This window comes from Wolbachia endosymbiont of Oedothorax gibbosus (assembly GCF_936270145.1).
Lineage (GTDB): Bacteria > Pseudomonadota > Alphaproteobacteria > Rickettsiales > Anaplasmataceae > Wolbachia.
Genome location: NZ_OW370537.1, coordinates 38,574 through 50,979 on the forward strand (window position 1 = coordinate 38,574; position 12,406 = coordinate 50,979).

A 12,406-nucleotide genomic window follows, 5' to 3' on the forward strand; every position below is an offset into this window, starting at 1 on the left:
AGTTTTATTATTTATTTTTTAAATTGTACTCGTTTTGCGTATACAAGTGAAGAGAAATTGCATGTATTAGCTCTATCTCACCCTTTAATAACTCATAGATCAATTTATGCCTTTTGAGAGTGTTCACTCCGATAAAGCTGTCAGATATTAATATTAGCTTGATATGTGAAGGTAGTGTTGAAGATGAAGCAAAATAATGATCAGCATGCTTTGCTGATTCATCGATAATGTTGATATCAATTACATCTATCGAATCGTGTATTTTTTCTTCTATCGTTTTAATAATATCCATAATGGCTCCTTTAAGCAACAATACGCTCCTCTTGTCATCCCAGCGCGTGACACTGGAACCCAGCCTTTTCATCCAAGACGGCAGCGCCTCCTTCTTCTGTCATCCCAGTGCCCAGACTACTTGGATCCAGGAAAGCTTGCTTGTAAACTAGCATAGAAAAACATTTTCGATGAGATTATATGGAAAACTGGATCCCAGTGTCAAGCACTGGGATGACAAAAAAAAAGGAGCACTAAGATGACATCATCCTTTTTTGGGATTCCAGTTTCACGCGCTGGAATGACATCACAGGAGCACTGGGATGACACCCTACTTATACCAATTCTCAATAATAATGAGACAAATGAAAAAGAGTGCTTTCTGCCTATAACTAGAGGTTTAAGTGGATTTATCGTATATTCTATTTGTCTTCCCAATAACGAAGTTTGGTATTAACCGTCATACCGCCGCGGTATCTCTCAAATTAAACGTTTGTAAACTTAAAACTTTACTTTAGATCAAACTGTTGTATAGTGACTTTATAGCTTTAGTTTTACAATGAATATACCTAGTATAGAAAATTGTGATCTTCACGGTAAAGCCGTCTTACTCAGAGTTGACTTCAATGTTCCTATAAAAGATGGAGAAGTTCGTGACGTCACTCGTATTTCGAGAGCATTGTCTACTATTCAGTATTTAGTGGATGCGAGTACAAAGATTATTATTATATCGCATTTCGGACGCCCAAAGGTTAGAGACGATAATCTGTCGCTAAAAAATATAATTGACACTTTATCACAGTTACTAAATAAAAAAGTGAAATTCATTGATGATTGCGTTGGTGAAAAAGTGCAAAAAGCAGTGAGTGCTATGGATGCAGGAGATATAATATTACTGGAGAATCTAAGATTTTATGAAGGGGAAAAGGAGAATGATGCAAACTTTGCCAGACAATTAGCATCTCTGGCGGATATATATGTAAATGATGCATTTTCTTGCTCTCACAGAGCTCACGCTTCTATTTCAAGCATTACAGAATTTTTACCCTCATATGCAGGATTTTGTTTGCAAGATGAGCTAAAGTATCTTGAAAAAGCTGTATCGTTTAAAGCTAAACCTATTACTGCGATAGTTGGGGGAGCTAAAATATCAACTAAAGTAAAAATGCTTATGAAGCTAACAGAAAAGGTTGATTACCTAGTTCTCGGAGGTGCAATTGCTAACAATTTTTTGTTATTTGATAAAGTTAATATAGGCAAATCTTTCTTTCAAAGTGGTATTGATGATCTTCTGCATGATATTGTTGAAACAGCAAATAAAAACAATTGCAAAATAATTGTGCCAGAAGACGTTCTGGTTGCAGTAAACTCTGATTACAGCACTAGTATTTCAAGAAGAACTGAGTCCATTTTGGACGGTGATATAATTTTGGATATCGGACCACAAACTTTGAGTACAATAAGCAGTATAATAGCAAGCAGTAAGACTCTGCTGTGGAATGGACCTATTGGTGTTTTTGAGCATTCAGCTTTTGCAAGTGGTACAATTGGGGTAATGAAAGTCGTAAGTGACTTAACGCACAAAGGAAAATTAACTAGCATAATAGGGGGAGGTGATAGTCTATCTGCAATAAGCGCTGCAGGCCTTACTGATAAGGATTTTACATATGTTTCCACTGGTGGAGGGGCGTTTTTAAGTTGGCTGGGTGGTGACGAAATGCCGGGAGTTGCTGCTCTGCAAAAATGATTAGATTAAAACTTTTTTAAATTATTTCTTGTAAGCTAGCTTTTTTGTGAACGTGATTATGTCGAAGACAGTTAAACTAATTTTGTGTTTAATAATACCAATAATAGGATTTATTTTTTATATTAGGGATCATTATTTTCACACTGGCTATGTAGAAGAAAATAATTTTGAACCATTTTTCAGCTCACAACCAGCACCGTTTCCAGAATTAACTGACTTTGATAGAGGAGTGTTGAAAGTTTGTGGAGATTGGGGAGTGCATCCAGATAAAGAAGATTTCAAAATTTTACTTAGTTGTCCGCAATATCAAGAAGTAGTGAAAGGAATATATGATGAGCTTGATCATCAAATTGTCACACCAGATGCGGATTTGGAGCTATTTAAAGATGAACTGGCTAACATTTGGTTTACAAATAGTGGAAGTGAAAAAGAAACTATAGGGTTTGGACATATTTTTTGTGGTGAGCCAAACGATAAATTAGGTGGTATGCATTTTATAGGTAGATATGTTGAAGCTCAAGAAGATAAATCGGCAGTGCAATTTGGAATCCTATGCAATAAATCAGATATTAAGCCACCGGTTTATACATTTGGAATGAAATATTTAGGTAAGGATGGAGAAGTGAAAGTTAAATGCCCAAATGGATACGCATATAACCTTCATGCTGATAATTTCTGCAACTAAGGCGTTTAAGGAATTGGGAAAAGATGGAATGTGCCTGTATAAAATGGAGGATAATCAGTGTTTGTAAGAAAGAATGATGCTATACTCACGTTCTATCCCGACTTAACACCAAAATGTGATGATAAGAGTACTTATTAGACTTCTTTCAAAATTGAGGGAGAGAGAGTAAGATCAAGTATTTGGAAGCATGAAATATAAGGAAATAGAAAAGTTAGAAGGAGAAAAGTTTCGACGTTTAACGGGGGTAAAAAAATCAACATTTAAGAGAATGGTAGAAATTCTAGATGAGGAGGATAAAAGGAAAAAAGCTAGAAGTGGAAGAAAAAGCAAACTTTGTATAGAAGATAGATTACTTATGGCACTGGAATATATGAGAGAATATCGTACATATTTTCATATAGGACAAAGTTATGGCATGAGTGAAAGCAACTGTTTTAAAATAATAAGGTGGGTAGAAGACACATTAATAAAACATCCAGATTTTGCATTACCAGGAAAAAAAGATCTATTAAATAGTAATGTAGAATACGAAGTTTTGGTAATAGATGGAACTGAAACAGCAGTAGAAAGGCCAAAAAAAAGCAAAAGCGCTTTTACTCTGGAAAGAAAAAAAGGCATACTATAAAAACACAAATAGTAACAGAGAAGAAGAGTAAAAAGGTCGTATGTACATCTTTCTCCAATGGTAGAAAACATGATTTTCGGATGTTTAGAGAATCAAAGATAGCAATATTACCGCAAACTAAGATCCTAGCTGATTCTGGTTACAGAGGAATGCAAAAGATACATAAAAATGTTGAATTACCACATAGAAGATCAAAAAAGAATCCTTTATCAAAGGAGAAAAAAGCAGAAAATAGATCTCTCTCTATACGAAGAGTGGTAGTTGAAAACGTAATCGGCTTATTGAAAAGGTTTAAAATCATTTCTGACAGATATAGAAATCGACGAAAACGTTTTGGCTTAAGATTTAATTTGATTGCCTCTATTCACAATAGAGAGCTCCTTTCATGAATTTTGAAAGAAGTCTATTGTAGTTGCAGTAAATCTTGATTTCAAAACCAATATGGTGAACAAATGATAAAAATGTTATAGGGTGTAGCAAATCCAAATGAGTTAAAATTTTGATTAAAGGGTTTTGTGAATAATAATGAAGAAGGGCATTATTCGTCTAATAAAAGCAATTCAATACTCTTGTGAAGGAATAAAATCAGCTTTTATATCAGAAATTGCGTTCAGACAGGAGTTGCTACTTTTTATAGTATGTGTCTCAATTTTGTTTGTTTTGGATGTAATACCAATCTCCACTAATAGATAGACAAATAGTAAAAACTACAAATAATTGAGGCTAGAAAGAATAAATATGTAGTTTATGGCAGGAAAAAGTAAAGCAATAGGAGAAGAACTATATAATCAATGCAAGTTAGAATTAAAAAAATATGGAATAAGAGGAGAGATAGGAAGAAGGTTACAAGCAATAATATCAGCAAAGGAGTATGGTATCTCAAAAGTTGCTAAAATATATAGAATTACGAGAACGACATTAATGAAATGGATTGCAAGATTTAAAGAAAAAGGTGTTATTGGGTTTGCAATACAGCCAGGGCGAGGACCTAAACCAAAACTGAACGAGGAGAAGAAGGAAAAAATAAGAGAGGTAATAGAAGAAGATGGGGCAAATCTGACTGCTAAAAAATTGCAAGGTATAGTTGAAGGAATGTTAGCTATCAAAGTAAGTGAGTCAACGGCGAGAAGGCTTATGAAGAAGCTAGGATTTACATATATCACACCTCGTCCAGCACATTATAAACAAGACAAAAACAAACAAGAGGAGTTCAAAAAAAATCTCAATGAAATTGTGGAAAAGAACCGGAAAAAGGAGGTTTTTTTTCGATGAATCGAGATTTGGAACGCACTCAAAAGTTGGACATGGATGGTTTAAAAAGGGCTCAAGAACACAAGTTAAAGTAAAAATCGGAAGAGAAAACTTCTATCTTTACAGCGCTGTAAATCCCAGGAATGGAGAGGATATTAGCCTACTTGCTCCACATGTAAACACAGATTGCATGAACATATTTTTGGAGCAGATGTCGAAAGATTTGGGGACTAGAGAAGCTTTTCTTATCATGGATTGCGCAAGTTGGCATAGGTCTAAAGGTTTAAAAACTCCTGAAAATATCACCATAATTTATTTGCCGCCGTACTCGCCTGAGCTCAATCCTGTGGAAAGATTTTGGCAACATTTAAAGGAAAATATAATAAAGAACAAGATGTATGACTCTATTAAATTACTTGAAAATGCTGTATCTGAATTTATTCGAGATATTACGGAAAGTTCGATCAAAACCATTTGCTCTGTGAATTATTTGTCTAGTTATTTATGAGGGTTGGTATAAGTAATCTAGAACGTGCAGTAATGATAAGCAGCCTATTCCTGGTGTTAATTGTGGAAATTGTTAACACTGCTTTTGAAACGACAATTGAGCGTATTTCCAGTGAACAACACATACTTTCAAAAAAGGTGAAAGATCTAGGTAGTGCAGCAGTTTTTCTTTCATTAATTAACTTCCTGATAACATGGATGATAATATTGACAGGTTAATACGAATGTTATTAATACCAACCCTCATAAATAACTAGACAAATAATTCACAGAGCAAATGGTTTTGATCGAACTTTCCGTAATATCTCGAATAAATTCAGATACAGCATTTTCAAGTAATTTAATAGAGTCATACATCTTGTTCTTTATTATATTTTCCTTTAAATGTTGCCAAAATCTTTCCACAGGATTGAGCTCAGGCGAGTACGGCGGCAAATAAATTATGGTGATATTTTCAGGAGTTTTTAAACCTTTAGACCTATGCCAACTTGCGCAATCCATGATAAGAAAAGCTTCTCTAGTCCCCAAATCTTTCGACATCTGCTCCAAAAATATGTTCATGCAATCTGTGTTTACATGTGGAGCAAGTAGGCTAATATCCTCTCCATTCCTGGGATTTACAGCGCTGTAAAGATAGAAGTTTTCTCTTCCGATTTTTACTTTAACTTGTGTTCTTGAGCCCTTTTTAAACCATCCATGTCCAACTTTTGAGTGCGTTCCAAATCTCGATTCATCGAAAAAAAACCTCCTTTTTCCGGTTCTTTTCCACAATTTCATTGAGATTTTTTTTGAACTCCTCTTGTTTGTTTTTGTCTTGTTTATAATGTGCTGGACGAGGTGTGATATATGTAAATCCTAGCTTCTTCATAAGCCTTCTCGCCGTTGACTCACTTACTTTGATAGCTAACATTCCTTCAACTATACCTTGCAATTTTTTAGCAGTCAGATTTGCCCCATCTTCTTCTATTACCTCTCTTATTTTTTCCTTCTTCTCCTCGTTCAGTTTTGGTTTAGGTCCTCGCCCTGGCTGTATTGCAAACCCAATAACACCTTTTTCTTTAAATCTTGCAATCCATTTCATTAATGTCGTTCTCGTAATTCTATATATTTTAGCAACTTTTGAGATACCATACTCCTTTGCTGATATTATTGCTTGTAACCTTCTTCCTATCTCTCCTCTTATTCCATATTTTTTTAATTCTAACTTGCATTGATTATATAGTTCTTCTCCTATTGCTTTACTTTTTCCTGCCATAAACTACATATTTATTCTTTCTAGCCTCAATTATTTGTAGTTTTTACTATTTGTCTATCTATTAGTGGAGATTGGTATAAGATATGTTGTCAAACTCACCAATTAAAGTTTTTATATCTTGCGGTAAATCAGAGACAAATTCCATGTATCCCTTACTTTTGGGGTGATACAAGCCCAGTGTATAAGCATGCAGTGCTTGTCTATTGAAATTACGAATAAAACTAGAGTTTTTAGCATATTTTGTGCTTTTACTACTATTTTTCCCATAAACTTGATCACCAACTATGGAATGTCCTATGTGGCTCATGTGGACTCGAATTTGGTGTGTTCTGCCTGTTTCTAAAGTGCATTTAACCAAGTTTGCTTGTCCTATAACTTTCTCTACTGAGTAATGAGTGATTGCTAATTTGCCCGTTGTTTTTGTAACACACATCATTTCTTTATTACCACGTTTTGGAGCAATGTTAGTTTCTATAGTTCCCTGCTGGGAAGATAATGCTCCCCAAACTACTGCTAAATATTCTCGCTTTATTTTACGATTTGATAACAATTCAGACAAAAAACCATGGGCTTCCTCATTTTTTGCAATTACCATTAGCCCACTGGTATCTTTATCGAGTCTATGAACGATTCCTGGTCTTACATCAAGGTGAGCGATAACTGCGTTCAAAAGCGTATCATTGTTTGTTCCAGCACCAGGATGCACTGTTAATCCACTCTGTTTACTCAGAACTATAATGTCCTCATCTTCATAGACGATATCAAGTTTTATGTCATAATTAGGCTCAATTGATGTGGATATGTCAGGTTGAACGAGATGCACCACATACTCTTCATCTGGTTTTACTATGTGGTCATTATTAATTATCGGTGTGCCAAGTAATTTCACCTGCTCATTCTGTATCAATCTTTGCGCTTTACTGCGTGATATATTGCATTTTTCAGCTATATAGGTGTCTAACCTTAATTTTTTCTCATCACTATTAATGTTTAAGGTTACTTCTAAGTGGTCTATAACAACTACCCTGCACACGCTACTTTAAATGCTGCTTGAATATTTTGATCTACAAAATCAACTTTTGTACTAGGAGGTTGAATTTGAAGGCCGTCTTGTTTTTTAATGTGGCAAGTTGTCTTAGAGCCATCTTTCCAGTGGATTATTATTTTATTATCAAAATTACGTAATGTTGCTTCACCAATCTTTTCTCCTTTATCACCTTTTTCTTCTAGCTTAATAGACTCTAATAAATAATATAAAAATTCACTTGGTTTGCCGTTGATTTTTTCTTTCCACTTGTTTGTTTCTTTTTGTTTAGGGCGTGCTTCCTTAAGGTTTTTTATTTTTTCTCGCTTCTCTTCTATCCTTTCTTCTTTTCCTAGTCGTGCTAATTCTTCATCCAATATTTCTTCTTCATCTTGTTGTGGGCCATTAGAGATGGTGCTGCTAGTTTGAGGACTGATGACACTATTATTTTCCTTTTCTTCTAATGCCCTCTTCAATGCTTCTATTTTCTTTTTTAGCTGCCCTATCTTTTTTACTCCTCCTTCCCAATCCACTCGTTGTGCATGTTCTTCATCATGTTCTTCATTACTACTTGCCCATTCGCCTTGAGATGATTGGTCACTTCTGCTTTCTCTAGGTGCATTAGGCAATCTTTTATCTGCAAAAGCTGCTCCAGCTAGCCCCATACGGCCTCCAGGTTCCAGTCTAGATATTCTATCTTCGAGAGTCTCTGCCAGCCTACTTATATTGTCTACTAAATCTTTTATACTTATCTTATCCAGTTTTTTTTGTACATCCTTGCCAACTCCCTTACATAACTCATCAACACTTTTATCAATATTGAACAAACATTGAATTATTGCTTCATTCGCAGTTGCTTCTACTCCATCTAAATTTTGTTTTATGATCTCCTCTAATTTATTCAATAAAGTTGCAACGTCCTTTTTCATACCATCAAGTGTTTTTTCGATGTTGGCATTTGCAGGCCCTAAAAGATCGTTCTTAAATAAATAGCAAATTTTATTGATAAGGTCAGTTAGGTGTTTATCAAATAATCTTTCCAATCGAGATATGGGATCATTCTCCTCTTTACTTTCAAATTTGTTTTCCATTACCGATACAATCGTGCCTTTTCTCCATGGAAGTAGAATATTCACATTGTTAAATTTTTTAACGATATTATGTGCGTTATTTACTTCATTATTTTTTAACTTACTTAATGCTATACATATTCCAGCAATGAAGACAGCACTCACAAATGCAATGAAAATCCATTCTTCCCAACCATGAAAATTGGCAAAACTAAATTTATTTTGTATCAATGCGCCACCTACAATGAGACCGCTCAGCGCATATGGCACAGTAAACAAAATAACTTTATTTCTATTCTCTTGTCTTTTGTTTTCTAATATTTCTCCCTGTTTTTCAGAGATTGGTAAAACTATTGAAAAACCTTGCTTTTTATCGACCAAATCAGGAACAATTTTTATTAGACTTCTTTCAAAATTCATGAAAGGAGCTCTCTATTGTGAATAGAGGCAATCAAATTAAATCTTAAGCCAAAACGTTTTCGTCGATTTCTATATCTGTCAGAAATGATTTTAAACCTTTTCAATAAGCCGATTACGTTTTCAACTACCACTCTTCGTATAGAGAGAGATCTATTTTCTGCTTTTTTCTCCTTTGATAAAGGATTCTTTTTTGATCTTCTATGTGGTAATTCAACATTTTTATGTATCTTTTGCATTCCTCTGTAACCAGAATCAGCTAGGATCTTAGTTTGCGGTAATATTGCTATCTTTGATTCTCTAAACATCCGAAAATCATGTTTTCTACCATTGGAGAAAGATGTACATACGACCTTTTTACTCTTCTTCTCTGTTACTATTTGTGTTTTTATAGTATGCCTTTTTTTCTTTCCAGAGTAAAAGCGCTTTTGCTTTTTTTTGGCCTTTCTACTGCTGTTTCAGTTCCATCTATTACCAAAACTTCGTATTCTACATTACTATTTAATAGATCTTTTTTTCCTGGTAATGCAAAATCTGGATGTTTTATTAATGTGTCTTCTACCCACCTTATTATTTTAAAACAGTTGCTTTCACTCATGCCATAACTTTGTCCTATATGAAAATATGTACGATATTCTCTCATATATTCCAGTGCCATAAGTAATCTATCTTCTATACAAAGTTTGCTTTTTCTTCCACTTCTAGCTTTTTTCCTTTTATCCTCCTCATCTAGAATTTCTACCATTCTCTTAAATGTTGATTTTTTTACCCCCGTTAAACGTCGAAACTTTTCTCCTTCTAACTTTTCTATTTCCTTATATTTCATGCTTCCAAATACTTGATCTTACTCTCTCTCCCTCAATTTTGAAAGAAGTCTATTGTTAATGCATTTTGAGCGATCTCATTTATCCCATCACTTTTTCCACCTCTAATCTTTATATCTATTGGGCTATCACCATCTTTTGATCTCTCATCTTTTATTTCTTGTTTATTTATATATTTTATAGCAAGAGAGGCCACAAGAGTTGTTAAAAGAATAATAGAAACCAGAAAGTAAATTGGCATTAATGTTGGGTTAAAAGTAGTAATAAAGCTTAAATCGTTATGGGTTATTATCATTGCAGCCACATAAGCTAAAGAAAATTGAAACCAAGTGTTCATAGCTGCTATGGGTAAGGTATTATTTACAGAATATTTCTTTGTTGCGTGCCATACTTTAGCTGGCAGACCAATAACGTCCTCTACTGGCTTTACTCCATGGTCGAATTTTATAACTTGATCACCTAAATGCATAAATTTCCTTACATTTCAACTTAATTAATTATATATTAATAACACTTTAAAATCAAGCTTTTTAACTTATGCCAAGGCCGGTTAGAGCGCACTGTATTAATCTTTACGTAACGATTTGTTAACCGAACAGAATGTGTGCCATATGTTTTTAGATCGGCGTATTTAATAGTTCTAGTATTACAAACTGAATAGTCGAATTCACTTAATTGAATTATTAAATCAACTTTATCACAATTTTCTGAAATATCTTCTTTTTTATAAGCTAGCAGCACTAATTTATTATTTCCTTTATTGTATATGCAGCCATAATCGTTGCACTTTAGTCTTTTATCTGGATTGCTGTATTTTGTATGATTCAAAATTTGGTTCTGCCCATTTTGTTTCGCCCATGTTTTGACAACAAAGTTCCTATTTTTTCTGGTGAGAGAATATAGTAAGTTATCACTCTCCTTTGCAGCAACATTATCAGCATTTATTAGGATGTCGGGGGTTTCATATGTAGTGCTAAAGCAAATACCCAGTACAATAAAGAAAATTCCAAAGAAACGCCAATTTCTTTCCCACAAGCACAGCCACAATAACCCAAATGTTATTATAATAATTGATGAGGCAGGAAAAGTGCGAATAGGAATAACCAAATACTGAAGACTAGCGATAGCGTTTGTTATATACAAAATACTGTCAATTGGGCGCTCTATAAATGGCGCTATAATCCATTCAACACCCAAAGGAATCAACAAAACATAGATTATTCCAAGTGGAATAATAATTAATGTAACTATTGGTATAGCAACTAAATTTGTGATAATGCCACTAATTGAAAAATAATTAAAATTGTATATCGTGTACGGAACAGTTGCTAAACTTGCTATTACTGAGCTGATCATTATCGATACAAAATATTTCATTATTTTTATTTTGAACAATCTATTAGCATTAATTTGATAACTGGCAACCAGTGCCAAAACCGCAGAAAATGACATCTGAAAGCCAGGCTTTAAAACTGCTTCTGGTTCTATGATAAGTATCACTGCAGCAGCAAACGCAATTGCTATTAACCCTCGATATTTTCTCTCTATCATTATTGCAACGAGTACTAAAATTACCATAATGTAGGCACGCTGAGCGGAAATTTGCATACCAGTGATCAATAGATAAAACGTGGTTGGCAAGATAGTAAGGAATGCAGATATTTTCTTGGTGTTATACTTAAGAGTCAAAGTTTCAGATATTGCGAATAAGTTACGAAATACTATAAAAAATAGTCCAGCAACGAATGATAAATGCAAACCAGATATGGCAAACAAATGTGCTATACCTGAATCTCGTATCGCGTCCATAGTTTTTTGATCTACGCCATCTTTTTTACCGATCAGTAATGCAGAGAGTATATCCGCATGTGGTTTTTTGATATTTTGCTGCAGGTTTTCATAAATGTATTGACGGAAAGATTCTATATACTCTTGAAATTTCCTTGCTTCAGCCTTTTTGTACAGGGCTATTTTGCTTGTTGCAAAACCTGTAGCGCTTATTTTCTGGTAATATGCTATTCTTGCAAAATCGTATGCATACTCCGAAGGCGCAATTTTTGGAGGGAAGAGTTTTGCTGATAATTTTACTTGATCGCCTATTTTAATGCCTTTTTCCACTTTGGTTCTAACTGATATTCTGATGTTATCTAGAGCTCTATCTGGTGTCATTCCAGCGTGTGACCATATCTTTTTTTTCTGGATCCCAGCTGGGATGACAGAAGAGGGCGCTGGGATGACAAAAGGGGGCACTGGGATGACAGAGGAGGATTCTGGAATGGTGGAAGGCTTTGTAATAGAAAGCAGAAATTGTTTGTATGAGCCCCTGTCGTTAATATCTTTCACTGTGGCAACGATATCTTTTACATATCTCTCTTTATCAAGAATTTGAGTATCAACTAAAGCTGTTCTTAACTTACTGGCTGTAAATCCTGTGAGCACTGCAATTAAAGCAATGCATAATATTGCGTACTTTCTGTATAATATTGCAATCAAAATTAGTGTGGGTAAAAGCAAAAGAAAAATAGATATAGTGAAAGTGCAGCTTGGTTCAAAACTTAGGGAAAAATAGGTTAAAATCCCTACACACTGACACACAGGAAACCATAGTATCAAGTTATATTTTTCATTATGACGTATATAACTAACTATTATGTCAAGAAAAGTTAATAAATATACTAATATACGACCCATAGCGGATTTTATCCTTGTATATCCTATAATTGCAAGTATA

General features: G+C 34.2%; 13 protein-coding genes and 1 pseudogene. 7 read left to right on the top strand and 7 right to left on the bottom strand.

The features are described from left to right. Positions 1–7: 7 nt before the first annotated feature. The gene (locus NBW37_RS00185) at positions 8–292 is read right to left on the bottom strand and encodes a BolA family protein (protein ID WP_370273194.1); all 285 of its coding nucleotides are present in this window, start codon (positions 290–292) and stop codon (positions 8–10) included. 237 nt (positions 293–529) lie between these two features. Between NBW37_RS00185 and NBW37_RS00190 the strand changes: the two genes are divergently transcribed. From NBW37_RS00190 to NBW37_RS00220, 7 genes and pseudogenes are all read left to right on the top strand, one after another. Next, positions 530–727: a hypothetical protein gene (locus NBW37_RS00190; protein WP_250296441.1), complete on the top strand. Its 198-nt coding sequence runs from the start codon at positions 530–532 to the stop codon at positions 725–727. A gap of 102 nt (positions 728–829) precedes the next feature. Next, positions 830–2,017 (top strand): phosphoglycerate kinase, encoded by a 1,188-nt coding sequence (locus tag NBW37_RS00195; RefSeq protein ID WP_250296442.1) that lies wholly within the window; start codon positions 830–832, stop codon positions 2,015–2,017. A gap of 58 nt (positions 2,018–2,075) precedes the next feature. Continuing rightward, positions 2,076–2,840, top strand: a pseudogene (locus tag NBW37_RS00200) (EndoU domain-containing protein). Positions 2,841–2,889: 49 nt separating this feature from the next. Beyond that, positions 2,890–3,716 (top strand): IS5 family transposase gene (locus NBW37_RS00205; RefSeq protein WP_250295841.1). Its coding sequence is split into 2 segments (ribosomal slippage): positions 2,890–3,277 and positions 3,277–3,716, totalling 828 coding nucleotides; the frame shifts between segments, so codons are not numbered across the junction. Between the two features lie 136 nt (positions 3,717–3,852). Continuing rightward, on the top strand, positions 3,853–4,020 hold the full coding sequence (locus tag NBW37_RS00210; RefSeq protein ID WP_250296444.1) for a diacylglycerol kinase: 168 nt from the start codon (positions 3,853–3,855) through the stop codon (positions 4,018–4,020). A 54-nt stretch (positions 4,021–4,074) separates the two neighbouring features. After that, positions 4,075–5,086 (top strand): IS630 family transposase gene (locus tag NBW37_RS00215; protein ID WP_250295836.1). Its coding sequence is split into 2 segments (ribosomal slippage): positions 4,075–4,587 and positions 4,589–5,086, totalling 1,011 coding nucleotides; the frame shifts between segments, so codons are not numbered across the junction. Further along, positions 5,083–5,304, top strand: a complete 222-nt coding sequence (locus NBW37_RS00220) for a diacylglycerol kinase (protein ID WP_250296445.1) — start codon at positions 5,083–5,085, stop codon at positions 5,302–5,304. The genes NBW37_RS00215 and NBW37_RS00220 overlap by 4 nt, the downstream gene beginning before the upstream one ends. Before the next feature lie 24 nt (positions 5,305–5,328). Here NBW37_RS00220 and NBW37_RS00225 read toward each other — a convergent pair. The 6 genes from NBW37_RS00225 to NBW37_RS00250 all read right to left on the bottom strand — a co-directional run bounded on the left by NBW37_RS00225 (position 5,329) and on the right by NBW37_RS00250 (position 12,366). Then, positions 5,329–6,340, bottom strand: a protein-coding gene (locus tag NBW37_RS00225) for an IS630 family transposase (RefSeq protein ID WP_250295836.1) whose coding sequence is annotated in 2 segments (ribosomal slippage) — positions 5,329–5,826 and positions 5,828–6,340 — 1,011 coding nt in all. Because the reading frame shifts where the segments join, the coding sequence is not laid out codon by codon here. Positions 6,341–6,401: 61 nt separating this feature from the next. Then, positions 6,402–7,373 (bottom strand): RluA family pseudouridine synthase, encoded by a 972-nt coding sequence (locus tag NBW37_RS00230; RefSeq protein ID WP_256466269.1) that lies wholly within the window; start codon positions 7,371–7,373, stop codon positions 6,402–6,404. Next, positions 7,361–8,854, bottom strand: a complete 1,494-nt coding sequence (locus NBW37_RS00235; RefSeq protein ID WP_250296447.1) for a hypothetical protein — start codon at positions 8,852–8,854, stop codon at positions 7,361–7,363. The genes NBW37_RS00230 and NBW37_RS00235 overlap by 13 nt, the downstream gene beginning before the upstream one ends. Further along, positions 8,851–9,677 (bottom strand): IS5 family transposase gene (locus tag NBW37_RS00240; RefSeq protein WP_250295841.1). Its coding sequence is split into 2 segments (ribosomal slippage): positions 8,851–9,290 and positions 9,290–9,677, totalling 828 coding nucleotides; the frame shifts between segments, so codons are not numbered across the junction. The genes NBW37_RS00235 and NBW37_RS00240 overlap by 4 nt, the downstream gene beginning before the upstream one ends. 32 nt (positions 9,678–9,709) lie before the next feature. Continuing rightward, entirely contained in the window at positions 9,710–10,144 is a 435-nt protein-coding gene (locus tag NBW37_RS00245; RefSeq protein WP_250296448.1) for a hypothetical protein, read from the bottom strand. A 35-nt stretch (positions 10,145–10,179) separates the two neighbouring features. Next, complete coding sequence (locus NBW37_RS00250; RefSeq protein WP_250296449.1) at positions 10,180–12,366, bottom strand: ComEC/Rec2 family competence protein; 2,187 nt, start codon at positions 12,364–12,366, stop codon at positions 10,180–10,182. Between the last annotated feature and the right edge of the window lie 40 nt (positions 12,367–12,406).